Consider the following 24,318-nt stretch of genomic DNA (forward strand, 5'->3'; position numbering starts at 1 on the left):
GGCCCGCACCTCCGGGTGGAAGGTACGGGCCGGCATCGATGGGTCGGCGTCGCCGACTATCCCGGGGTCAGCCGGAAGTAGTCGAACGCGGCTGTCTTCGACGCGGTCTGGTTGGCACCGAGAGTGAACAGGCCCACCTTCGGAGTCGAGCCGACCGCGGTGCTGGTCAACGTCCCCAAGGTCGTCCAGGTCGTGCCGTCGGCCGAGTACGCGGCGGCGTAGCTGTTGCCGCTGCGCGACAGCCGTAGGTGCCAGATGCCCTGGGTCAGGCCGGTCGCCTGCGGCTGCGTACTCTGCACGACCCCGCCGACCTCGCTGCGGAACTCGATCCGCCGCGAGATCGTCTGGCCCGCCGCGTTGTCCGTGACGTAGTCGAACTTGAGGTAGTTGTCGTCGTCGGCGTACACCAGCAGACCCGCCTGCTGGTACTGCTCGTTGAGCAGGCTGCCGTCGACCCGGGTCTGTATCGTCCAGTTTCCGGCCGGGGCGTTCTGGAGGATGAAGTTGGTCGGCCCGGTGTTGGTGGTGCCGTAGATGTCACCGTTCGGCACGTCGATGCGCAGCGCGCCGTCGGTCACCCGGTAGCCGGTGGCGTCCTCCCGGACGATCGCGTTCCACCGGCAGATCTCCAGGCTGCTCCCGGTGAACTCGTCCGACGGAGAGACCGCGGTGGTGCTGTTCTCCGGGGTGATCCGGAACCAGTCGAACGTCGCGGTCAGCACCGGGGCGGTGGTGCCGCCGTTGAGGGCGAAGAGCCCGATCCGGGGGTTGGTGATCCCGGCCAGGGCGGCCGACCGGCCGACCGAGGTGAAGGTCTGTCCGTCGGTCGAGTAGGCGGCGGTCAGGTTCGTCCCGTCGCTGGTCAGTCGCAGATGGATGGTGTCACCGGTGGGCGCCGAGGTCGAGTCCGAGCTCTCGTTGCGCGGCGTCCCGGCGCTCTCCCTGATGAACTCGACCCGGCGGCCGCCGCCGTAGAGCAGGTCCAGCTTGGCGTAGTTGTCGTCGTCGCCGTACACCAGCAGGCCGGCCTGCTGGTAGTCGGCCTGGGCCGCCAGCGTGACCCGGGTGGTCGCCTGCCATGCCCCGCTGGGCGCGGGCTGGAGCACCAGGTTGGTGGCGTCGTTGCGGGTGCCGTACAGGTCACCCGCCGAGGTGGGCAGGCGCAGCGAACCGTCGGAGACCGAGTACGACTGGTCCTCCCGCACCACGCTCGTCCACCGCCCGCGATCCAGCGAGGTGCCGGTGAACTCGTCGGACCGCAGTGGGCCCTGCTCGGTCTGGCAGGGAACGTCCTCCCCGTCGACCCGGATCTGCACGCTGGCCTGTCCCCGCGCGCCCCGGCTGTCGGTGACCGTCAGGGTGGCGGTGTAGTTGCCGGGGGTGGTGTACGTGTGGGTGGCGGCGAGCGTGGTCGCGGAGCCACCGTCACCGAAGTTCCAGGCGTACGTCAGGGGAGTGTCCCCGTCCGGATCGGTCGCCGTGCCGGTGAAGGACACCTCCAGCGGTGCCGTCCCGCTGGTCGGGGTGGCCGTGGCGGTGACCGCCGGTGGCGCGTTGCCGCTCACCCCGGGGCCGACGAAGTCCATCCAGTTGACGTTGAACAGGGTTCCGGAGCCGCCGCCCGGATCCCGGGCGACGAAGTACAGCGCGCCCTCCGCCGCGGCACCGTTGGGGACCTGGGCGGTGACGTCGGTGTACGTCTGCCAGCCCCCGGTGCCGGCCACCGTGGCCGAGGTGATCAGCGGCCCGTCGGCGGCTCCGGCGCGGACCTCGATCCGGCCGCCGGAGGTGGCCGAGGCGACCCGGAATCGGATCGAGGTGACGCCGGTCAGGCTGGCCGGCTCGACCGACCACCAGTCGCCGTCCTCGATGAATCCGATGTTCTGCCCACCGCCGGCGGTGTCACCGGTGGTCTCCTTGACCACACCCGCGTCGCCGCCACCGGTGCTGCCGGGGATCCGGCCGGTGTTCGAGTAGTACTCGGCCTCCTTGCGCTTGGGCTGGAGGATCTTCAGCGCCCGGCCGGTCTGCGGCTCGGCCCCGTCGGACCCACCCCGGTCGGTGTAGATCGCCTCCAGCACGGTGAAGACGTTGGCGTCCGCCCCGTGGCCGTCGGCGAGTTGGGTCTGCACCGTGCCGGTGCAGCCGGTGTGCCGCTCCAGCGGATGGGCGTGTTCGTCGTGGCCGAGGAGCACCTGGAGTTCGACGTCGTCGCAGTCGATCGTGCCGTCCTCCGGGTCGGTCACGCTGATGGTGTAGGCCACCTGGTCACCCCAGGCGAAGAAGCCACCGTCCGGCGGGAACTCGATGGTGACCGTCGGTGCCGTGTTGCCGACGGTGATCGGCACGTTCGCCAGCGCGGTGCGCCCGGCCGAGTTGGTCACCCGCAACTGCGCCGTGTAGCTGCCGGACCGGGTGTACGTGTGGGTCGGGTTGGCCTGGGTGGAGGTGCCGCCGTCACCGAACGTCCAGGCGTAGCTGAGCGTGCCGCCGTCGGGGTCGCGCGAGCCGGCGCTGGAGAAGCTGACCGTCAGCGGCGGAGCCCCGGAGTTCGGGTTCGCCGAGGCGACCGCGATCGGCGCTCGGGCACCGGCGGTGTAGTCGATCCGGTAGACGCCGGAGTTGTCGTTGTTGCCGCCGAAGCCGCTGCCCCACTCGATCAGGTACAGCGCGCCGTCGGGGCCGAACTCGAAGTCCATCGGCCGGACGAAGCTCATCTGGTCGAGGATCCGGTTGATGTCGACGAGCGTCTTGCCGTCCTTGCTGACCTGCATGGTGTACATCCGCGACTGGTTCCACTCGCCGAAGATCGACTTGCCGTCGAAGTACGCAGGCCACTGGCGGCTGGAGGAGATGTTCGGGTCGTACCGGTAGACGGGGCCGGCCATCGGTGCTCCGCCGCCGCCGATCTCCGGGAAGCGGCTGTTGCCGCTGTAGCCGTAGTCGACCGTGGCCGGGATGGCCGCCGGCAGGTTGGTCAGACCGGTGTTGTTGGGGGAGTTGTTCACCGGCGCGGAGCAGTTGAACTTAGCCCCGCTCGGGCCGGACGGGAACTGGTAGTCGTTGTACGCCTGGTTGTTGCCGTGGCAGTACGGCCAGCCGAAGTTGCCGGGCTTGTCGACGATGTTCCACTCGACCAGGCCCTCCGGGCCCCGGTTGGAGTTCGCGGTGGTGGCGTCCGGCCCGTAGTCGGCGACGTAGAGCACGTCGGTGACCGGGTCGATGCCGATCCGGAACGGGTTGCGCAGGCCCATGGCGTAGATCTCCGGCCGGGTGCGCGCGGTTCCCGGCGGGAAGAGGTTCCCGGCCGGAATGGTGTACGTGCCGTCGGCCTGCGGCCGGATGCGGAGGACCTTTCCGCGCAGGTCGTTGGTGTTGGCGGCGGTGCGCTGCGCGTCGTAGTCGGCGCGGCCGGAGCGCTCGTCGATCGGGGTGTAGCCACCGGACTCGAAGGGGCTGGTGTTGTCTCCGGTGGCCAGGTAGAGGTTGCCGGCCGAGTCGAAGGTCATCGTCCCGCCCATGTGGCAGCAGGTGTTGCGCTGCGTGGGCACCTCCAGCACGACCCGCTCGCTGGACGGGTTGATCGTGTCACCGGTGGCGGTGAACCGGGACAGGTAGTTACGGGAACCGCCCGCGCTCGGCGCGTAGTAGAGCCAGACCCATCCGTTGCTGGCGAAGTTCGGGTCGAGCCGGATGCCCAGCAGACCGTCCTCGTTGCCCGCGAAGACGCTCAGCCGCAGCGCGGTGACGGTCTGGCCGGTGTCCGGCTTGATGATCTGGACCCGGCCGTCGCGTTCGATGTAGAAGACCCGACCGTCGGGTGCGATGTCCAGCTCCATCGGGTTGCTGGTGTTGCTGTCCAGCGTCACCTTCTCGAAGCTGGCGGCCCGGCCGGCGCCGCAGTCGGCGTGCACCACCCCGGCCGCGGTCTGGATGCCGCCGAGCAGGTGTTGCCGGAACTCGGCGTTGCTGAACGACTCCTGGGTGTGGCCGCCGCCGGTGTACCAGGACCGACCGCCGTCGAAGTTCTGGCACCAGACGATCGGGTGGTCGTGCCCCATCGCGCCGCTGCCCGGGCTGTAGCTGCGCTCGTCGAGCGAGGCGAGCACCTGCACCTGGCGGGCGCGGGGGTTGGTGCGGAAGTTGTACCACTCGTCGAACCGGGACCACCGCTCCGGCAGGTGCCGGGTGGACTCGTGCGAGTGGTCCTCGACCTTCACGGTCGCCGTCTGGTTGGCCGGGTGGCTGTTGAAGTAGGCGCCGACCAGTTGGCCGTACCAGGCCCAGTCGTACTCGGTGTCGGACGCGGCGTGGATGCCGACGTATCCGCCACCGGCGCGGATGTAGCGTTCGAAGGCCGCCTGCTGGCTGGAGTTGAGCACGTCACCGGTGGTCGACAACCAGATGACCGCCTTGAACTGGGCGAGGTTGGCGTCGGTGAACGCGCCACCGTCCTCGGTGGTGGTGACGCTGAATCCGTTCGCCGCGCCGAGCTGCTGGATCGCGGTGATGCCGGCGGGGATCGAGTCGTGCCGGAATCCGGCGGTCTTGGAGAAGACCAGGACGGAGTACGGCTCGGCCGCGGCGACCGGGTTGGCGTTCGGGGCGGCGGCGATCGGGGCCGGTGCGGCGGCCAGGACGAGTACGAGGGCGAGTAGCGCCACGGTCAACGGGGCGAGCGTTGCTCGCCCCTGACTGGGTCGGGGCACGAAGATCTCCTCTGTCGGTGGGACGGGTCGGAGTGGACGGGGGTGGTCACTCCGCGTCGGTCCGAGCGCCCATACCTGTCGAGTGAGGTCTGGGTGGCGACAAGCCCTACCGATCACTCTATTTGCGTTCGTGAATTAGTTTCGGGCAAGGCGAACGCTCGTAACGGTTTGGTAACGGTCGCATTGCTTATCGGTGCGAGTCACTGCATATCGGGGCTACTCGGATCTCCGGTCCGCCCGAAATTCGGCGTACCGGATCGCGGTTCGTCGGTCCGCCGGGATAGCGCTGTCCTGTCCATCGAGTCGCGGTGCGCCCGTCCGTCGGCTCGCGGTGCGCCAGCACGGAACGTGCAGCTCCGGCCCAGGCCGCGGCGTGGGACGGGCTTGGCTGAGCCGGTGAAACGTCGTACGGTGACACCCAACGAACCCACGGGAGCCCGGTGCACCGGGCTGAGAGGGGGGCTGTGAGCCCCCGACCGTCGAACCTGATCCGGGTAATGCCGGCGCAGGGAGGAGTGTTGCCGTGCCGTCCCTGGGACGACTGCATCTGATCACCGACACCCGACCCGGGCGCGATCCGCTCGCCGTGCTCCGCGCCGTGCTGCCGGTGGCCCATGACCACCTCGTGGTGCAGGTCCGCGTCGAGGACACCGCGACCGACCGGCAGGCGTACGAGCTGACCCGGCAGGTGCTGGCTCTCTGCACGCCGTACGAGGTGCCCTGCCTGGTCAACGACCGGCTGCACGTGGCGCTGGCCACCGGGGCTGCCGGCGGTCACGTCGGCGCCGACGACCTGCCCGTGGCGGCGGCCCGCGAGGTGCTCGGCCCGGCTGCCGTGCTCGGCGCCACCGCGCGGGAGCCGGCAACCGCGCTCGCGGCGGTCACCGCCGGGGCGAGCTACCTGGGCGTGGGCCCGTGTCGGGCCACCGCCACAAAGGACGGACTGCCACCGCCCATCGGCGTGGCAGGTGTGCGGGCGGTGGTCGAGGCGGTCGACGTCCCGGTGATCGCCATCGGTGGGGTGACGGCGGCGCACGTGGCCGAGTTGCGGGCTGCCGGCGCGTACGGGGTGGCGGTGGTCGGTGCGCTCTCGCAAGCCGCCGACCCCACCCGCGCCGCCGTCGAGCTGGTCCGGGCGCTGACATGGTGACCGGGGAGTCCGTCGACACCGGCCCGACACAACCCGATGTGGCAGTCGTCGGGGGCGGGCCGATCGGGTGGGCCATCGCCTGGCGATGCGCCACCCGAGGGCTGCGGGTGGTCGTGCACGACCCGGCACCCGGATCGGGTGCCTCGCAGGTGGCCGCCGGAATGCTGGCGCCGGTCGCCGAGGCGTACTTCGGTGAGCGGGAGCTGACCGGCCTGCTCACCGAGTCGGCCAGCCGCTGGCCCGGGTTCGCCGCCGAACTGACCGAGGCGACCGGCGTCGACATCGGCTACCGAACCGAGGGCACGCTGATGGTCGGGCTCACCGCCGACGACCTCGCGGAGGCGCGCCGACTCTGGGCCTACCAGCAGGGCCTGGGGTTGCCGGTGACGCCGCTGCGCCCGTCGCAGCTGCGCGAACGCGAGCCCGCGTTGGCGCCCCGGGTGCGCGGCGGCGCGCTCGCCGCCACCGACCACCAGGTCGATCCGCGTCGGCTGGTGCCGGCGCTGCGGCTGGCGGCGGAGCGGGCGGGAGCGGTGCTGGTCGCCGAGCCGGTGCGCTGGCTGTCGGAGATCACGGCCGGAGTGACGGTGGTCGCCGCGGGTTGCGGTGCGGCGGCGTTGACCGGCCTGCCGGTCCGCCCGGTGAAGGGGCAGGTGCTGCGGCTGCGCGCACCCGACGGCGCGCCGCCGGGCTTCCGGCACGTGATCCGGGGGTACGCCGACGGCGAGCACGTCTACCTGGTGCCGCGCGAGTGCGGCGAGGTGGTCGTCGGTGCGACCGTCGAGGAACGCTCCGACCTGGAGGTTTCCGCCGGGGCGGTGTTGCGGCTGCTCCGGGCCGCCGTGGATCTGCTGCCCGAGATCGCCGAGTACGACCTGGTGGAGACGACGGCGGGGCTGCGTCCGGGCACCCCGGACAACGCCCCGATCCTGGGCCCGTTGCCGGGGCACCCGGGCGTGCTGGTCGCCGCCGGTCACCACCGGCACGGGATCGTGCTCACCCCGGTCACCGCGGATCTGATCACCGATCTGGTCACCGGAGGTGGCGGGCCGGAGCCACTGCTCGCGCCCTTCCGGCCGGACCGGTTCGGCGACCTGCCGGGCGGTGTGGGCGTGACCGCTACCGGCAGCACCTTCCAGCCAGCGACGGAGGTTGACACGTGGAACTGACGGTTAACGGTGCCGGGCGTAGCCTGCCGGACGGCTTGACGGTGGCCGACCTGGTCCGAGACGTCACCGGCCAGCAGCGCGGTGTGGCGGTGGCGGTCAACGGCGAGGTGGTGCCGCGCGCGGGCTGGCCGGCGACGGTGCTGCGGGGCGGGGACCGGGTCGAGGTGCTCAGCGCCGCCCAGGGCGGGTGAGCCGGATGGACAACGAGGCGACCGGCTTCGAGCTGGGCGGTGTGCGGTTCAACTCCCGACTGATCCTCGGCACCGGCGGTGCGGCCAACCTGCACGTGCTGGAGCAGGCGATCCGGGCCTCGGGCACCGAACTGGTCACCCTGGCGCTGCGCCGGGTGGAGAGTGTGCCGGGTGGCTCGGGCGGCCTGCTGGACCTGCTCGATCGATGCGGCGTACGGCTGCTGCCCAACACCGCTGGCTGCTACACGGCGAGTGAGGCGGTGAAGGTGGCCCGGCTGGCCCGGGACGCGTTCGAGACCGACTGGATCAAGCTGGAGGTGATCGGCGACGAGCGGACGCTGCTGCCCGACGGGGTGGAACTGCTGCGCGCCGCCGAGGAACTGGTCGACGAAGGGTTCACCGTACTGCCGTACACCTCCGACGATCCGGTGCTGGCCCGCCGTCTGGCCGACGTCGGTTGCGCGGCGGTGATGCCGGCCGGTGCGCCGATCGGCTCCGGCCTGGGGATCAACAATCCGCACCACATCCGGCTCATCCGGCAGGACGTCGCCGTGCCGGTGATCCTGGACGCGGGTATCGGCACCGCCTCCGACGCGGCGCTCGCCATGGAGCTGGGCTGCGACGCGGTGCTGCTGGCCAGCGCGGTGACCCGGGCGGCCGACCCGGTGGCGATGGCCACCGCGATGCGGTACGCGATCGCCGCCGGTCGCCTCGCCCACGCCGCCGGTCGCATTCCCCGCCGCTTCCACGCCCTCGCCTCCACTCCCGACGAAGGCCGTCCCGACCTGTGACCGCGCGGACCGATCCCGTGGCGCCTGGCGCCGAACTGTCCCGCAGGATCCCGCCGATCTCCGGTGTCGTCGTGCTGACGGACCGGCGGGTGGCAAGGGGCGGGCTGCGTCGAGTGGTGGCGGCGGCCGTGGCCGGGGGAGTGCGCTGGGTGGTGCTGCGGGAGAAGGATCTGCCGCGCGTCGAGCGCCTGGCCCTCGCCGCCGAGCTGCGGTCGATCCTGGACGAGGCTGGTGGAACCCTGATCGTCGCTGGCCCGGACCCGCTGCTGGACGCCGATCCCGGCGGGGCGGACCGCCCGCCGGTCGCCCTGCACCTGCCGGCCGCCGGACCGTACCCGCCGCCCGCCGCCGCCCTGGTCGGCCGCTCCTGCCATGACGCGGCGGAGCTGGGTCGCCTCACCACCGAGGACTACGTCACCCTCTCGCCGGTCTTTCCCACCCGGACCAAGCCGGGCTACGGCCCGCCGCTGCTCCCCGGAGGGCTGGCCGAGCTGATCGCGCAAAGCCCGGTGCCGGCCCTGGCTCTCGGCGGCATCGAAACCCCCGACCAGGTACGCGCCTGCGTCCAGGCCGGAGCCGCCGGAGTGGCCGTCCTCGGCACCATCATGCGCGCCGAAGACCCCCACCAAACAGCCACCACCCTGACCGCCGCCTTCTACACCACCGCAGGCGGCCCACCCCACCACGCCCCCCTGACGTCCCCACCCGACACGTCCGGTCGGCACCCGACCCGGACGTGGCTGTGCCCAACACCGCAACCACAACCCGCTGCAAGGACGTGACATGACCCCCACCACCGTGCTCACCGTCGCCGGTTCCGACTCCGGTGCCGGCGCTGGCATCCAGGCCGACCTGAAGGTCTTCGCGGCGCTCGGCGCGTACGGCACGAGCGTGCTCACGGCGGTCACCGCGCAGAACACCCGGGGCGTGGACGCGGTGCTGCCGCTGCCGCCGCAGATGGTCTCCGATCAGCTCGACAGTGTGTTGTCGGACTTCGCGGTGCAGGCGGTCAAGACCGGGATGCTGGGTACTCCGGCCGTGGCGGGCGCGATCGCCGACGCGGCGGCGGCCGGTCGGCTGCCGCAACTGGTCGTCGACCCGGTGCTGGTGGCGACCAGCGGGCACCGGCTCGGCGTGGTGGAGGCGGTGGAGCGGCTGCTGCCGTACGCCCGGGTGGCGACGCCGAACAGCGCGGAGGCCGCAGCCCTCACCGGGGCCCCGGTGACCGACGTGGATGAGATGACCACGGCGGCGCGGGCCCTGGCGGCCGGGGGACCGGAATGGGTGATCGTCACCGGCGGCGACGTGGACGCGGGTCCGGAGGCGGTGGATGTGCTGCACGGCCCCGACGGGACGACGGTGCTGCGGGCCCCGCGGGTGCCGACCCGGCACACGCACGGCACCGGCTGTTCGTTCTCGGCGGCGGTGACGGTGCGGCTGGCGTTGGGCGATCCGGTGCCGGTGGCCGTCGAGGCCGCGAAGAAGTACGTGACCCGGGCGCTGACCGGCGCGCGGGACTGGGAGCTGGGCGCGGGACGCGGACCGATGGACCACTTCGGCTGGTCCGCCTGATCAGGGAGGCTGTCATGCAGGCACGTCGCAAGGTGTACGTCGAGGGATCCCGACCGGACATCCAGGTGCCGTTCGCGGAGGTGGAACTGACCGGGGACAACCCACCGGTACGGCTCTACGACACCTCCGGTCCGGGCTCTGACCCGCAGGTCGGGCTGCCGCCGTTGCGGGGGCCGTGGATCGCCGAGCGGGGCGACGTGGCTCCGGCGCGCGGTGCCGGTACGCCGCTGGCGGGAACGGACGGTAAGCGGCCGACGCAGCTCGCGTACGCGCGAGCGGGTGTGGTCACGCCGGAGATGGAGTTCGTGGCGATCCGGGAGGGGATGGCCCCGGAGTTCGTCCGGGACGAGATCGCCGCCGGGCGGGCCGTGTTGCCGCTCAACGTCAACCACCCGGAGTGCGAGCCGGCGATCATCGGCAAGGCGTTCCTGGTCAAGGTGAACGCGAACATCGGCACCTCGGCGGTGACCTCCTCGGTGGCCGAGGAGGTGGAGAAGCTGACCTGGGCCACCCGGTGGGGCGCGGACACCGTGATGGACCTGTCCACCGGCAAGCGGATCCACGAGACGCGCGAGGCGATCGTGCGTAACTCCCCGGTGCCGATCGGCACGGTGCCGATCTACCAGGCGCTGGAGAAGGTCGGCGGTGACCCGGTGAAGTTGAGCTGGGAGGTGTTCCGGGACACCGTCGTCGAGCAGGCCGAGCAGGGCGTCGACTACATGACGGTGCACGCCGGTGTGCTGCTGCCGTACGTGCCGTTGGCGGTGGACCGGGTGACCGGCATCGTGTCGCGGGGCGGCTCGATCATGGCCGCCTGGTGCCTGGCGCATCACGAGGAGAACTTCCTCTACACCAACTTCCGGGAGCTGTGCGAGATCCTGGCCCGCTACGACGTGACGTTCTCCCTCGGCGATGGTCTGCGTCCCGGCTCGATCGCAGACGCCAACGACGAGGCGCAGTTCGCGGAACTGCGGACCCTCGGCGAGCTGACGAAGATCGCCTGGGAGTACGACGTGCAGGTGATGATCGAGGGCCCCGGGCATGTGCCGATGCACAAGATCAAGGAGAACGTCGATCTCCAGCAGGAGTGGTGCCACGAGGCCCCCTTCTACACGCTCGGCCCGCTGGCCACCGATATCGCGCCCGCGTACGACCACATCACCTCGGCCATCGGAGCCGCGATGATCGGCATGTTCGGCACGGCGATGCTCTGTTACGTCACCCCGAAGGAGCACCTCGGGCTGCCGGACCGGGACGACGTGAAGGCCGGTGTGATCGCGTACAAGATCGCGGCGCACGCGGCCGACCTGGCGAAGGGGCACCCGGGGGCGCAGGCCTGGGACGACGCGCTCTCCAAGGCGCGGTTCGAGTTCCGGTGGGAGGACCAGTTCAACCTCTCGCTCGACCCGGAGACCGCGCGGTCCTACCACGACGCGACGCTGCCCGCCGAGCCGGCGAAGACCGCGCACTTCTGCTCGATGTGTGGGCCGAAGTTCTGCTCCATGAAGATCACCCAGGATCTCAAGGAGTACGCCGCCCGGGGCATGAAGGACAAGTCCGACGAGTTCGTCGCCGCCGGCGGGCGGGTCTACCTGCCGCTGGCCTGACCGGTCGGGCGGCCTGCCGACGCCCCGGCACCCCTGCCGTGATCATCAACGTGCCCGAAGGTGAGATCGGCGGGGGCGTACGGGTCTCAGCGCCGGTGGTGCCGCCCGGTCGACCGCAGTGACCGGCGCGGCCCCTTCGGCGGCGTGGGTTCGTCGTCGTCCAGCGGTCGGCTCAGGCCGGCGACCCAGTCGACGTACTCCTCGTCCTGGGCCGGTAGTGGTTCGTCGTCCTCGGTCGCGGCGTGCTCTCCGGAGCGCGGTCGGCCCCGCCGGAACAGCCCGCGTCGGCCCTTCTCCGGTTCACCGTCCGGCTGGACGTCCTCGGCCCGGACGGCGGGAGGCTTCGTGAAGGCGGCGGTGAGGTCCCGGGCGGTGGCCGCAGGCTCGATGGAGACCTCGGGGGTCTCCGGGAGCGCCGCTGAGATACCGAGCGGGACCGGCGCGCCCGGCTCAGACGTCGCTGCGACGGGCTCAGACGTCGGTGCTTCGGGACGGGGCTTCGCCCGACCGAGATCCGGCAGTACGAACCGTTGCCGGGGCCGCGGCGTCACCTCGGGTACGACCGGCTTCGCCGTCTCGCGGTCGGCCTCGTCCGTTGGCTCGCCGATCGGCGGTGCGGCGGGTGGCGGGACCGCAGACGGATCCGGTGTCCGAGGCTTGCGGGCGCGTCGAGGCGTCGGGGTCCGGCCGGCGGGGGTGCCGGACTCCATCGTGGCGGGGGTGGGCCGGGGGAGGTCGCTGCCGTCACCAACCGGCGTCGGATCGATGGCCGGACCGGGTTGCCCGTCGGTCTCCGCCGCCGACTGCCCGCCGACCGTCGACCCGGCCGGCCCCTGCGCGTCGTGCGCGTCGGTTCGCGCCGCGAGGTCGCCCGCCCGCTCGGCACCGTCGTCGGTCCGGCCGCGCTCGGCGCGGCTGTCCGCCTGGCCGTGCTGCGCGTGGTCGTTGGTCTGGCCGTGCTCGGTGCGGTCGTCAGCCTGGTCGTGCTGGGCACGGGTTCCAGCCTGGTCGCGTTCGGTGTCGGTACCGTCGGTCGGCTCGTCGCCGGTGGCTTCGGTGTCGACGAAGGGTACGTCGACCTCTCGCGGGTGCTCGACGTCGGCGGTGTCGGCCGCCGCTGCCGCCTGCGGCGCTGCGGTCACCGCCGCCGGGCTGTGGGTGTCCGCGTCGCTGGTGGACGGCCCGGTCGAGGCGGCAGTGGTCGCCGTGGTCGGCGTGATGGTGGCGGCAGTGGTCGTCGTGGTCGGCGTGGTGGTGGCGGACGGGGCAGTGGACGCGATCGGCCAGTGCCAGTGCGGCGGTGAACCGTCCGAGGGGACGGCCTGCGGACCGTCGGCGGTGCGGGTCTCGCCGGTCGTGCGGCCGATCGCGGTGCCGCTGACGATCGCGCCCGCCGGGGAGACCGACGCGCCGGTCGAGCCCGCAGGGGACACGGAGGCGTCGGCCGGGGTGCCGGAGTCATCGGTCGCGGCACTGGCCGAGGAGGGCAGCGCGGGGCTGGTCGGCAGCGGTTGGAGGATGGCGGTCGGTTCGATGGCCGTACTGCTGGTGGGTGTGACCCGGTGGCCGAACCGGGCGGTGACCGTCGCGGGCAGTAGCGCCACGGCGGCCGAACCGAGCGCACCGACCAGCACCGCGATCAGTGCCCCGTAGTAGGGCGTCAACTGGTACCGGTCGCCTGAGTCACCCGGGCCGGCGGCCAGGTAGGCGAACGCCACCAGCACCGGTCCGGCGACCCCGCTGGGGCCGCTGACCAACGGGGGATGTCCACGCCACCGGGCCACCGCCGCAGTCGCCGCACCGGCCAGCAGGGTCACCAGCGGCAGGATCAACAGCGCCAGTCGCTGCGCGGTGTCGGCGGCGAGCCAGGCGGGCTCCAACACGCCGAGGCGTACCGGGGTCAGCGGTCCGCTCGCGCCGAGCGACGGCAGCACCGAGCAGAGGGCGAGCAGCCAGACCACGGCGGCCACCGCTGCCATGTTCCAGGCCATCGGCGGCCGGACCAGCACGGCCAGCGCGGCACCGGCACCGACCACCGCGCCGAGGCCGGCACAGATGGCCACGGCCCACACCGGGTCGACCGAGATGAGTTCCGCGCTGCGGGCGGGTTGCATGCACAGCGGTGCCACGACCGTGGCACCCAGGGCGGAGCCGGCGGCGACGGCCACCTGCCGGGTGGTGCCGGTCAGTTGCCCACCGTGACGGGCCAGTCGCTCGGTCAGCACGGCACCGATCACGGCGGCGTTCGTGGCGAACCAGCAGGCCCAGACGAGCTGCGCCGGCCACTGGTTGATGCTCGCGCCGGTGAAGGTGCCGGTGAGCCGGACGATGCCGAAGCCGAAGGCGAGGCCGAGTTGACCGGCGCCGGCCAGCAGGCTGAGGCCGAACGCGGTGAACAGTAGTCGGCTCGATGTCCGATGGGCCATGACGGGCACGTTACGGTCCGTCGCCACCGATCGCCACCGGCACGCCGTGACCGAACGTACGACCTGGTCGCGGCGGGTCTACTTGAGCTCGACCAGCCGGGCCAGGTATGTCGTGTCGCCGACGTTGGTGAGCATGTGCACCGCACCCGGATCGCGGTAGACCACGCCACCGGTCGGCTCGTCGGCATCGATGCGTACGCCGTCGACGGTCTGGATGACGTTCTTCGCGCCCTGGACGGCCACCACGAGATAGGGGTGATCGTGACGGTGCAGTGGCTGGCTCTCACCCGGCTCCAGCCGGATGTGCCAGACCCGGACCCGGTCGTTCTCCAGGACGATCTCCTGCCCCACCGGGCCGAGGGCGGGTTCGTGGTCGAGGGTGGGACGGTCGGGCGGTGTGGCGGTCATCGGTTTCCATCCAGTTGGGGAAGCACCTCGCTGGCGATCAGCTCCAGGTGGTCCAGGTCGGCCAGCTCGATCAGTCGCAGATGCACCCGGTCGGCGCCGATCGCCGCGAACTCACCGATCCGGTCGACCAGTTGCTGCGCCGAGCCGATCACCGAGTCCTCGGGTGGCAGGGCACTCTTGACGTGCAGCGGTGCTGCCCGCCGCTGGGCCTCGCTGTCGGTGCGTCCGATGGCGACCACGATGCCGGCGGAGAGCGTCAACGGGGGGCGTCCGTCGGCGGATCGGCCGACCCGCTCACAGGCGTCCCGCACCCGCTCGTACGCCTCGCGGGTCTGCGCGACGCTGGTGAAGGGAACGTTGAACTCGTCGGCGTACCGGGCGGCGAGTTCCGGGGTGCGCTTCGGTCCCCGACCGCCGATGATCACCGGAGGGCCCGGGGTCTGCACCGGTCTGGGTAGGGCCGGACAGTCGGTGAGCTGGTAGTGGTCACCGGCGTAGGTGAAGGTCCCGCCAGGCGGGGTGCGCCACAGACCGGTGATCACGTCGAGTTGTTCGGTGAGGCGGTCGAAGCGTTCACTGATTCCGGGGAACGGGATGCCGTACGAGACGTGTTCCCGGGCGTACCAGCCGGCACCGATGCCCAGTTCCACCCGGCCACCGCTCATCTGGTCGACCTGGGCCACCATCACCGCCAGTGGGCCGGGAAGCCGGAACGTCGCCGAGGTGACCAGCGTGCCCAACCGGATCCGGCTGGTCTCCCGGGCGAGCGCTGCCAGGGTCAGCCAGGCGTCGGTCGGTCCGGGTGGGGCCGGGTCGTCCCCCATGGCCTGGTAGTGGTCGGCCCGGAGGAAGGCGTCGAAGCCGCCCTGCTCGGCGAGCTGGGCGAAGCGGAGCTGGTCGTCGTAGGTGGCACCCCGGTGCGGCTCCGTGAAGACAGCCACCCGCATGCTCAGTGTCCTTTCGTGCCGGCTCCAGCCGGTTCGTCGCGTTCCATCAGCAGTTCGTGCAGGTCCGCACTGACCTGGGCGACCTCCGCCAGGTGGGCGTTGCGGCCCAGGGTGCGGGGGCGGGGAATGGTCACCTCGACGACCTTCCGGACCCGGCCGGGTCGCGGACTGAGCACCATCACCCGGTCGGCGAGCAGCACCGCCTCGTCGATGGAGTGGGTGACGAAGACGACCGTCGCGCCGTTGCGCATGTGGACCCGCTGGAGTTCGCCGGAGAGTTCCTCCCGGGTGAGCGCGTCGAGCGCCGAGAAGGGTTCGTCCATCAGCATGACCCGGGGGTCGCCGATCAGCGACCGGCACAACGAGACCCGCTGCTGCATGCCACCGGAAAGCTCGTGCGGCAGCCGCTTCTCGAAGCCGGACAGCCCGGCCAGGTCGAGCAGATCCCGGGCCCGGCCGCGATGCGCGGCGCGCTTCCAGCCGAAGATCTCCACCGGTAGCAGGACATTGTCCAGGACGGTACGCCAGGGGAGCAGGGCCGGCCGCTGGAACAGCATGGCGATGTCCCGGCGTGGCCCGGTGACCGGCTTGCCGGCGACGGTGACCTCGCCGGAGGTCACCGGGATCAGACCGGAGATCAGCCGTAGCAGGGTGGACTTACCGCAGCCGGAGCGGCCGAGAACCGCGACGAACTCACCCTCGGCGACGTCGAGATCAATGCCCCGCAGCGCCTCGACCCGGCCGGCACGGCCGTCGAAGGTGCGAGACACCTTGGAGAGTCGGATCATCGCCGACGTGCCTCCCCTGAGTGGAAAATCAGGAACCGGCAAAGGTTAGCGGGCGCGGTCTGAAAACGCACCGTCCGGGGTGGACATCACTTTGTATCCGTTCCGCAACCCGGAACGCCTGGCGTCGCAAAGGTGGGGTTCTCGTACGCTGTGCCCGCGAGAGTCCCCCCTCGATACGCGGTGTCGGCTTCCATCCGGCTGCCGGTGCCGCCCCGACAACTCCCTTCCGGCGGCCCGACGCCCCGGTTGGAAAGGACAAGGTGCACTGATGAGAAGGCTGACCCGTACGGTCGCCGCGGCCACGATGGCCACCGCCCTGGCCCTGGTCTCCGCGTGCAGCAGCGGCTCCGACGACAGCGACGGCGACAGCGTCGGCTCGTCCCTTGAGCAAGTGACGTACCTCACGTCGTTCGGTAACTTCGGACGCGACTCGTACGCGTGGGTGGCCAAGGAGAAGGGCTACTTCAAGGACGCCGGTTTCGACGTAGAGATCAAGCCGGGGCAGGGTACCGGCGCTGTGATCCAGACGATCGTCGGTGGTCAGGCGCAGTTCGGCCCGATCGACCTGACCGGTGGGCTGCTCCAGCTCGGCAACGGTGACGCCAAGGACTTCGTCGCGGTCGCCGCTATCCAGCAGCGCACCATGGCGGCCATCGCCACCGTGGACGGCACCGGCATCACCACGCCGAAGGACCTGGAGGGCAAGACCCTCGCGGACACCCCCGGCTCGGTGGTCCGCAACCTCTTCCCGACGTACGCCCGGATGGCCGGCATCGACTACACCAAGGTGAAGTGGGTCAACGGCGAGGCGCAGTCCTTGATGGGCACGCTGGCCTCCGGTTCGGTGGACGGCATCGGTCAGTTCGTCGTCGGCCAGCCCACCATCGAGACGGTGACCAAGAAGAAGGCCGTCCTGCTGCCCTACAGCAACGTGATGCAGGACCTCTACGGCAACGTGCTGATCACCTCGAAGCAGTACGCCAGCGAGAAGCCGGAGCAGGTCAAGCGGTTCACCGAGGCCCTGCTCAAGGGTCTGGAGTACGCACTGGCCAACCCCGACGAGGCCGCCGAGATCCTGGCCAAGAACGCCGAGGCGGTCGTGCCCGCGGCGGCTGCCGCCGAGCTGCAGCTGATGGCCGGGTACGTCCGGTCCAACAACTCGGGCACCGCGCTGGGCACGCTGGACAGCGGCCGGGTGGCCAAGAGCATCGCGATCCTGCGCGGTGCCGGCGCCCTCAAGTCGGACCTCACCCCCGAGCAGATCATCGACTTCGACCTCGCGCCGAAGGCCTGAGGTCGTTCGCTGTCGCACGGAGCACGCCGCACCGCATCGTGCGGTGCGGCGTGCTCCGCTCCCCGCCCACCAAGGCACTGAATCGCAGGAGGATCCGATGACCGACGTCCGCCCACGGCCGCCGGAGGCGACGCTCGCACCCGAGCGACCGCCGGCCGCAGTACGTGGCCGACGGTGGCGAGCGGGTGACCTGCGCTCGGGTACGACCGCCGCGCTGCTGCCGACTGCCGGGCTACTGGTCGCGCTCGGGCTGTGGTGGCTGGTGGCCAGGATGGAGCTGGTCCACCCGGCCGCCCTGCCGCCGCCCGGTGACGTGCTCGCGGCGTTCTCCGACCGCCCGATCAGACTGCTGGAGCACACCGCCGCCACTACCGGCGAGATCCTGATCGGTTTCGCGCTCTCCGCGGTGGCCGGGGTGCTGATCGGTCTGGCGCTGGCCGCGTCCCGGGCGGTCGAGCGGATGTTCACCCCGCTGCTGGTCGCGGTCAACGCGGTACCGAAGATCACCCTGGGCCCGCTGCTGGTGGTGGCGCTCGGCTGGGGTCAGAAGCCGATCCTCACCATGGTCTTCCTGCTCTGCTTCTTCCCGATCGTGCTGTCCACCGCCACCGGGTTGACCACCACTCCGGCCGAGCTGGCCGAGCTGGTGCGTTCCTGGAACGCCTCCCGCTGGCAGGCGTTCCGCAAGGTCCGTTTCCCGGCCGCGCTGCCGCAGATCTTCGTGGGTCTGAAGGTTGCCATGCCGCTGGCCGCGATCGGTGCGGTCATCGGCGAGTTCCAGGCCGGTGAGGGCGGCCTCGGCTACGTGATCCAGCAGTACGCCGGTATCGGCGACACCGCCACCGCCTGGGCCGCGATCATCCTCGTCGCCCTGGTCAGCATCCTGCTCTACACCGCGCTGGTCCTGCTTGAGCGGCGCAGCCTGCCCTGGCTGCGGGAGACCACCTCCACCCGCTGACCACACCAGCCGCCAAGAGATCACCCCCGGCTGGAGTCGGTCGTCCCGCCCCCTGCTCGCAGGTGTGGTCGCACCGCAACCGGCTCCGGGCGGTCAGGCTTGATCCCTCCGCCGGTTGCGGTGCGACCACTTCCACCGCAACCGGGCAGACCCGGTGACGGACCGATCAGCTGGACAGCCGCCACCGGCCGTTGCGGGCGACCAGGGTGGTCAGCGCCTGCGGCATCAGCCCGGAGTGGTTGTCCGGCGTCATCCGGATCGGACCGGACAGGCCGTCCATCTGGGACGTCTCCAGCACGTCGCGCAGGCGCTTGCGGTCGACCTCGCCAGCGGGGCCGCCGGCCCGCAGCTCCGAGTCGGCGATGAGCTGGATCGCGTCCGCGGCGAACGACGAGGAGCCGTGGTAGCCGCCGTATCGGGCCGTGTAGTCCTGGAACCACTGACGGCGCGCGGCCTTGGCGGGGGTGGTCGCGATGATGTCGTCGATCACCATCGTCTGGGTGAAGACCAGGGTCGCCCGCTCGGCGGCCCGGGCGGCTGGGCCGAGGAAGAGGTCACCGGCGGCGGCGGCGTCGAGGAACAGCGGACCGGTGTAGTTGGACCGCTTGACCGCGCTGGACGCGAGCATCGCCTGCTCCGGCGGGGTCCAGATGACCACGGCGTCCGGGTCGGCCGCAGCCACCCGGCCGGCCGGTCCGTCCAGTTCCGTGTCGGTGCCACGGACGGACGCCTCGGTCCGCACCCGGATGCCGACCTTGTCGAACTCCCGGCGCAAGGCCTTGGCACCCTCCTGGCCGTAGGCGTCGTTGCTGCGCAGCAGCCCGACCGTCTCGATGTTGCGGCGGCGTAGCTCGACGGTGAGGGCGGCAGCGTTGTCCTCGGCGTTGGGGGCCAGCTTGAACATGTAGCGGCGTTCCGCGACCGGGTTCACCACGGCGCCGGCCGCGGCGAGTGCGATGGTCGGGATCTGGTTCTCATTGACCGTACGGACCGCGCCGACCGCACATTCGTTACATCCACCCATGACGATGGCAGTGACTCGCTTATCGTTGCTGAAGTCGACGATGTTGCGCAGTGACTCACTCGCGTCGGACCGGTTGTCCTTCAGCAAAAGTTCGACCTTCCGGCCGTTGAGTGCGCCGGAGGCGTTCAACTGCTCGACCTTCAGTTCCAGAGCCTGCCGGTACGCCTTGCCGACCCCGGCCGCGGCGCCGGAGAGTTCCAGGTCGGCGGCGATCACGATCGGGCTCGTGTCCTGCTCGTCTCCGCCGAACTGACAGCCGGCGAGAGTGGTGACGAGCAGGGTCGACACGAGCGCCGTGGCGGTCGCGGAGCGGAAGGGGCTCAACTCTGTCCTCCTGATGCGGCACGGGGGCCCCGCTGACCGGTGACTCAGCCGTCCTCTGTGGATAATGGGACGGCTCTGCCGTACCGTGTGCGCGAAGCCTGCAAAACCTTGCCAATGCCGGGCGCTGCGGTCAAGCGGGTCAGCGAAGACGTTTCGGGACGCCGATCCCACATGTTGGCGTAACCAAATGTTTTCAAATGCTCACTGTGCAGACACGCTTGACCACGCTGGAGTTACATCCCCTGTTCAGGGGCGCTGTGGAAATGTAGGTATTAGTTGACCGGATCACGTGATGCATGCCGTCCGACCGTTTCCTGCCCGCCTGCGGCTTCCCAAACACGATCTCGTCTGATGAAATCGCGGCCGTGCCGCGCATGGCGCCGGCCGTCGCTCGACACACGGGTCGGCGGTTGTGGCGGGAAGAGAACGACGGAGGCGATGTCGTGAGCACCGGACCGACGACCCTGCCCGCCCGTGCTGACGCCGCGCAGAAGAGCGGCGCTCGGCTGCCCCGGCTGCGCGATGCCCGGATCCGGTCCAAGCTGGCGTTGATCCTGGTGGTTCCGGTGGCGGCGGTCATCGCGCTGGCCACGGTCCGGCTGGTCTCCGTCGTCGAGGGCGCCTACGACGCGACTCAGGCCCGCGCGCTCACCGCGCTGTCCACCGACGTCTCCGCGCTGACGAACGACCTGCACGCCGAACGGATGGCGGCGGCGGCCTACCTCGCCGCACCGCAGCAGCGGGCCGACGCGTACAACCTGCGGGTCCGTCAGACCCAGCAGCGCATCGACGAATACCGCGCGGAGCGGGCCCGCATCGGTGACGCCCCCGCTGCCGTCCGCGACCGACTCGCGGCTATCGACGCTCACCTGGACACCCTCGACGGCACCCGGCAGGAGGTGCTCGCCCGCGAGCAGATGGAGGTCGCCGAGGCGGCGTTGCGCTACGGCGTGATCCTCAACGACCTGGTCGGCTACGGCGACGGGTTGGCCCAGCTGCCCGGCGACGAGGCACTCGGTGACACCCGCCGGGCGGTCGCCGCCTTCGCCCGCGCCAAGGCGGCCGTCGCGGAGGAGGAAGCGGTCGTCTTCACGGCCCTCAGCGGTGGCCGGCTGGACAACGAGCAGTTCTCCACCTTCGTCGCCACCCTCACCGGGCAGCAGGAGGCGTTGGTGTCCTTCTCGCTCGCCGCCGACCCGGTGCAGCGTGCCCTGGTCGAGAGCACCGTTTCCGGTGACGCGGTGGTGCTCGCCGACCGGATCGCCACCGACCTCAGCCGGGCGGTCAACCAGCGTGCGCCGTTCACCGCGCAGGAGGCGACCTCGGCGATCGGCGCGGTCAACGAGCTGATGCGGTGGGCCGAGATCGAGCTGCAGAACCGCCTGCTCGACCAGGCCGAGCAGGCTCGCTCGGACGTCATCCGGCAGGCCATCGTCGAGACGACGCTGGTACTGCTCACCCTGATCATCGCCGTTACCCTGGCCGTGGTCCTGGCCCGGTCGCTGAACCACTCCCTGCGGCGGCTGCGGGAGGGCGCGCTCTCCGTGGCGAACCACGACCTGCCGGAGGCGGTGCGTCGCCTCCAGGGGATGGGCAACGTCAGTGACGGCAGTGTCGACGAGATCGTCCGCGAGGTACGCGATCCGATCCAGCTCGACAACCGCGACGAGGTGGGTCAGGTCGCCTCGGCCTTCAACGTCGTGCACCGGGAGGCGGTCCGGGTCGCGGCCGAGCAGGCGGCCCTGCGGACCAGCGTCTCGGCGATGTTCCTGAACCTGGCCCGGCGTAGTCAGACCCTGGTCGACCGCATGATCGGTGAGCTGGACGCGATCGAGCGCGGTGAGGAGGACCCGAAGCGGCTCGCGCAGCTGTTCGAACTCGACCACCTCGCCACCCGAATGCGCCGCAACGACGAGAACCTGCTCGTGCTGGCCGGGGCGGACTCGGCCGTGCCACGCCGCGACGACGCCCTGTTGGTGGACGTGCTGCGGGCCGCGCAGTCCGAGGTGGAGCTCTACAACCGGATCGAGTTCGGCACGGTCGACACCGACGTGTCGGTGGCGGCCCACGCGGTCAACGACGTGGTGCGACTGGTGGCCGAACTACTCGACAACGCCACCCGCTTCTCGCCGCCCAACACCACTGTGGTCGCCGACGGGCGGCGGATCCGTGACTACGTGCTCATTCAGATCGAGGACCGGGGTCTCGGCCTCTCTGACGAGCAGTTGGACTCCCTCAACCGGCGGCTCGCCGCGCCGTCCGCGGTCGACGTGTCGGCGTTCCGCCTGATGGGTCTCGCGGTGGTCAGCCGACTGGCTGCCCGCTACAGCATCCGGGTCGAGCTGCGACGCAACGTCGAGGGCGGCACCGTCGCGCAGGTAACTCTGCCCGCCGCCACCGTGGTGCTGCCCAGCCTGCGCGGTCGCGACCAGGCGATCACCCGGCCCCGGCAGCCGCTCGCGGTCGAGCAGCCCCCGCCCGCGCCGGCCGGACTCGGAGAGCCCGCCGGGCGCGGCAACACCGCGACCCTGGTCGACCGACTCCACAACGGCACGTCCCCCGGCACACCCTGGCCGACCCCGGGGGCTGCTCCGGCCGCGCCGCCGCCGGCCCGTACGCCGTCGCCCTCCTTCAGCGGGTTCAACGCGGGGACGCCGACGGTCGCACAACCCACGCTCGATCCGGTCCCGAACCGAGGTGCCACCGAGCACAGCTACTTCTCTCCGCCCGGACTGCCGGCTGGACCGGTCGCGGGTGCCGCCGTCAACGCGCCGACCGGATTCGCGCCGAGCGCCGGTCAGCAGCAGCCCGGCGGTGGTGACGGCTCCGAGTTCCGTGGGCTGGGCGCCAGCCTGGCTGCCACGACCCCGCCGCCGATGACGCGTCCGATCACCGTTCCACCGGAGCAGACCTCCGAGGCGCCGATCTTCCGGGAGATGGAGGCGGTCTGGTTCCGGTCGCACGGCAACGACGCGACCACGATCTTCAGCCGGCCGCAGTTCGACGAGCAGCCGCCGCCGGTGGCCGCCGCACCACCGGTGCCTCCTGTCGAGCCGACCAGGGGACGGAGTCCGTTGCCAACCCGCACGCCGGGTGCGGCCGCCGCCGCGACGCCCGCGCCGCCACCGTCGTACACTTCCTCGTCCGCCAGCACGACCGGTCCGGCGCCGAGCGCGCCGCAGACCCGGCCCTCGCCGGCACCGCAGTCCGCGCCACCGCAGTCCGCCCGGCCCGAGAGCGGCCAGTCGGCGGACGACGCCTGGCGGACCGCGGCCGACGAGGGCTGGTCACGGGCCAGCCAGGCGGCCGAGCCCACCCCCGCGGGGACGACCCGGTCGGGGCTGCCGAAGCGGGTGCCCCAGGCGCAGCTCGTGCCCGGTGGCATCGAGCCCCGCGCGCGTGAGCACGGCCGCCGGACTCCCGACGAGGTACGCGGTCTGCTGTCGGCGTACCACCGGGGCGTCCAGCGTGGACGGACGGCCGGGGCGAGTCAGAACAGCACCTCGACCAAGGAGACGAGCCGATGAACAGGCCAGCGGCCATACAGGACATGGGTTGGCTGCTCAGCAACTTCGCCGACAGCGTGGCTGGCATCGCCCACGTGGTGGCGGTGTCCGCGGACGGGCTGTTGCTCGCCTCCTCCCGGGACCTGCCGCCGGACCGGGCGGACCAGCTCGCCGCGATCACCTCCGGCGTGGTGAGCCTGACCGAAGGTGCCGCGCGGATGTTCAGCGCCGGCGGGGTGTTGCAGACAGTGATCGAGATGGACAGTGGGTACCTGTTCCTGATGTCGATCAGTGACGGATCGTCGATGGCGGTGCTCGCGGCGCGCAGCTGCGACGTCGGCCAGGTGGGTTACGAGATGGCATTGCTGGTGGAACGGGTGGGCGCGGCGCTGGTACCGCTGCCCCGGGATGCGGTGCGGTCGTAACGAGTGCGCCAGCCCGGCGGAAGGCAGAGGAGGTGATCACGGATGGATCGACAGCGTGACCCACGGGGTGCGCTCGTCCGCCCGTACGCGGTCACCCGGGGCCGGACCGAGCCGTTGCGGGACATCGCGCTGGAAGCGGTGTTGGTGGCCAGTCCCACCCAGATCGCCGAGTCGCGTTTCGCCGGGCACGACAAGCATCGCATCGCCATGGTCTGCGAGGGCCGGCCCGAGTCGCTTGCGGAGATCGCCGCGTACACCCGGCTACCGCTGGGTGTCGCCCGGGTGCTGGTCGCCGACATGGTGGCCGAGGGCCTGTTGACGCTACAGACGGCTGCTCCCGCCACAGGTTTCGAGGAGCGGATGGAAATGCTGGGAAGGGTGCTGAGTGGACTTCGCGAGCTATGACCCCGCCGGGGCCCGCCAGAGCCGGGGAATCATCTCCGCGAAGATCGTCGTCGCGGGTGGCTTCGGTGTCGGCAAGACCACGCTGGTCGGTGCGATCTCCGAGATCACACCGCTGACCACCGAAGCGGTGATGACCTCGGCGGGAGTCGGAATTGACGACCCGTCCAAGGTGCCGGGCAAGGAGACCACCACGGTCGCCATGGACTTCGGCCGGATCACCATGGCGCAGGACCTGATCCTGTACCTCTTCGGCACGCCTGGGCAGACCCGGTTCTGGTTCATGTGGGACGAGATCATCCGAGGCGCGGTGGGTGCCGCGGTGCTGGTGGACACCCGCCGGATCACCGACGCGTTCGCCCCGCTCGACTACTTCGAGAACCGCAACCTGCCGTACGTGGTCGCACTCAACCGGTTCGACGGGGCACCCCAGTACGAGCTGGACGAGGTGCGCGAGGCGCTGGCCATCTCGCCGGACGTGCCGTTGGTGATGACCGACGCCCGGCGACGTGAGTCGGTCAAGCAGGTCTTGATGACGGTTGTCGAGCACGCCATGGCGCGGCTCCAGGCCGAGCACGATCGCGGCTTCCCGACCCCGGTCGGGTAGGCCGCCGGAGCTTCGCAGGC

At 71.2% G+C, this 24,318-nt stretch carries 19 protein-coding genes and 1 riboswitch; of the genes, 13 read left to right on the forward strand and 6 right to left on the reverse strand.

All coding sequences use genetic code 11. From position 1 onward, the window contains the following. Positions 1 to 56: 56 nt before the first annotated feature. On the reverse strand, positions 57 to 4,709 hold the full coding sequence (locus FF096_RS02015; protein ID WP_309222495.1) for a ThuA domain-containing protein: 4,653 nt from the start codon (positions 4,707 to 4,709) through the stop codon (positions 57 to 59). A 419-nt stretch (positions 4,710 to 5,128) separates the two neighbouring features. After that, positions 5,129 to 5,238, forward strand: a riboswitch (TPP riboswitch). Here FF096_RS02015 and thiE point away from each other — a divergent pair. The 7 genes from thiE to thiC all read left to right on the forward strand — a co-directional run bounded on the left by thiE (position 5,233) and on the right by thiC (position 11,189). Then, a complete protein-coding gene (thiE, locus tag FF096_RS02020) occupies positions 5,233 to 5,859 on the forward strand; it encodes a thiamine phosphate synthase (RefSeq protein ID WP_309222496.1) in 627 nt (208 codons plus the stop codon). It overlaps the preceding riboswitch by 6 nt. Next, the gene (thiO, locus tag FF096_RS02025; RefSeq protein ID WP_155214563.1) at positions 5,853 to 7,028 is read left to right on the forward strand and encodes a glycine oxidase ThiO; all 1,176 of its coding nucleotides are present in this window, start codon (positions 5,853 to 5,855) and stop codon (positions 7,026 to 7,028) included. Before thiE ends, thiO begins: the two co-directional genes overlap by 7 nt. Continuing rightward, positions 7,019 to 7,219 (forward strand): sulfur carrier protein ThiS, encoded by a 201-nt coding sequence (gene thiS / locus FF096_RS02030; RefSeq protein ID WP_309222497.1) that lies wholly within the window; start codon positions 7,019 to 7,021, stop codon positions 7,217 to 7,219. The genes thiO and thiS overlap by 10 nt, the downstream gene beginning before the upstream one ends. Positions 7,220 to 7,224: 5 nt before the next feature. Further along, complete coding sequence (locus FF096_RS02035) at positions 7,225 to 8,010, forward strand: thiazole synthase (protein WP_155214564.1); 786 nt, start codon at positions 7,225 to 7,227, stop codon at positions 8,008 to 8,010. 17 nt (positions 8,011 to 8,027) lie between these two features. Next, positions 8,028 to 8,792 (forward strand): thiamine phosphate synthase, encoded by a 765-nt coding sequence (locus FF096_RS02040; protein ID WP_375335275.1) that lies wholly within the window; start codon positions 8,028 to 8,030, stop codon positions 8,790 to 8,792. 1 nt (position 8,793) lies between these two features. Further along, entirely contained in the window at positions 8,794 to 9,582 is a 789-nt protein-coding gene (thiD, locus tag FF096_RS02045) for a bifunctional hydroxymethylpyrimidine kinase/phosphomethylpyrimidine kinase (RefSeq protein ID WP_155214565.1), read from the forward strand. A gap of 14 nt (positions 9,583 to 9,596) precedes the next feature. Further along, positions 9,597 to 11,189 carry a phosphomethylpyrimidine synthase ThiC gene (gene thiC, locus FF096_RS02050; RefSeq protein ID WP_155214566.1) on the forward strand — a complete coding sequence of 531 codons (1,593 nt, stop codon included), beginning with the start codon at positions 9,597 to 9,599 and terminating at the stop codon, positions 11,187 to 11,189. An 86-nt stretch (positions 11,190 to 11,275) separates the two neighbouring features. Here the strand turns inward: thiC and FF096_RS02055 are convergent, their stop codons facing one another. The 4 genes from FF096_RS02055 to FF096_RS02070 form a co-directional block, all read right to left on the reverse strand. Continuing rightward, a complete protein-coding gene (locus tag FF096_RS02055; RefSeq protein ID WP_155214567.1) occupies positions 11,276 to 13,615 on the reverse strand; it encodes a hypothetical protein in 2,340 nt (779 codons plus the stop codon). Between the two features lie 78 nt (positions 13,616 to 13,693). Continuing rightward, entirely contained in the window at positions 13,694 to 14,023 is a 330-nt protein-coding gene (locus FF096_RS02060; RefSeq protein ID WP_155214568.1) for a cupin, read from the reverse strand. Beyond that, positions 14,020 to 14,970 (reverse strand): LLM class F420-dependent oxidoreductase, encoded by a 951-nt coding sequence (locus tag FF096_RS02065; RefSeq protein WP_155214569.1) that lies wholly within the window; start codon positions 14,968 to 14,970, stop codon positions 14,020 to 14,022. Before FF096_RS02065 ends, FF096_RS02060 begins: the two co-directional genes overlap by 4 nt. Before the next feature lie 2 nt (positions 14,971 to 14,972). Continuing rightward, a complete protein-coding gene (locus FF096_RS02070) occupies positions 14,973 to 15,758 on the reverse strand; it encodes an ABC transporter ATP-binding protein (protein ID WP_155214570.1) in 786 nt (261 codons plus the stop codon). A 268-nt stretch (positions 15,759 to 16,026) separates the two neighbouring features. Here FF096_RS02070 and FF096_RS02075 point away from each other — a divergent pair, with 268 nt between their 5' ends. Then, on the forward strand, positions 16,027 to 17,052 hold the full coding sequence (locus FF096_RS02075; protein WP_155214571.1) for an ABC transporter substrate-binding protein: 1,026 nt from the start codon (positions 16,027 to 16,029) through the stop codon (positions 17,050 to 17,052). Between the two features lie 97 nt (positions 17,053 to 17,149). Next, a complete protein-coding gene (locus FF096_RS02080) occupies positions 17,150 to 18,010 on the forward strand; it encodes an ABC transporter permease (protein WP_155214572.1) in 861 nt (286 codons plus the stop codon). Between the two features lie 166 nt (positions 18,011 to 18,176). On the opposite strand, the gene FF096_RS02085 is transcribed toward FF096_RS02080, so the two are convergent. Then, the gene (locus tag FF096_RS02085; RefSeq protein ID WP_155214573.1) at positions 18,177 to 19,358 is read right to left on the reverse strand and encodes an ABC transporter substrate-binding protein; all 1,182 of its coding nucleotides are present in this window, start codon (positions 19,356 to 19,358) and stop codon (positions 18,177 to 18,179) included. A gap of 443 nt (positions 19,359 to 19,801) precedes the next feature. On the opposite strand from FF096_RS02085, the gene FF096_RS02090 reads away from it, so the two are divergent. From FF096_RS02090 to FF096_RS02105, 4 genes are read left to right on the forward strand one after another with little or no spacing between them, the layout of a single operon-like run. After that, the gene (locus FF096_RS02090; RefSeq protein WP_309222498.1) at positions 19,802 to 22,885 is read left to right on the forward strand and encodes a sensor histidine kinase; all 3,084 of its coding nucleotides are present in this window, start codon (positions 19,802 to 19,804) and stop codon (positions 22,883 to 22,885) included. Further along, positions 22,882 to 23,289 carry a roadblock/LC7 domain-containing protein gene (locus tag FF096_RS02095; RefSeq protein WP_155214574.1) on the forward strand — a complete coding sequence of 136 codons (408 nt, stop codon included), beginning with the start codon at positions 22,882 to 22,884 and terminating at the stop codon, positions 23,287 to 23,289. Before FF096_RS02090 ends, FF096_RS02095 begins: the two co-directional genes overlap by 4 nt. Positions 23,290 to 23,331: 42 nt before the next feature. After that, complete coding sequence (locus tag FF096_RS02100) at positions 23,332 to 23,694, forward strand: DUF742 domain-containing protein (RefSeq protein ID WP_155214575.1); 363 nt, start codon at positions 23,332 to 23,334, stop codon at positions 23,692 to 23,694. After that, positions 23,675 to 24,298, forward strand: coding sequence for an ATP/GTP-binding protein (locus FF096_RS02105; protein ID WP_309222499.1), 624 nt, complete (start codon positions 23,675 to 23,677; stop codon positions 24,296 to 24,298). Before FF096_RS02100 ends, FF096_RS02105 begins: the two co-directional genes overlap by 20 nt. The last annotated feature ends 20 nt before the right edge of the window (positions 24,299 to 24,318 follow it).

The sequence above is a fragment of the Micromonospora sp. CP22 genome (genome assembly GCF_009712475.1).
Taxonomy (GTDB): domain Bacteria; phylum Actinomycetota; class Actinomycetes; order Mycobacteriales; family Micromonosporaceae; genus Micromonospora.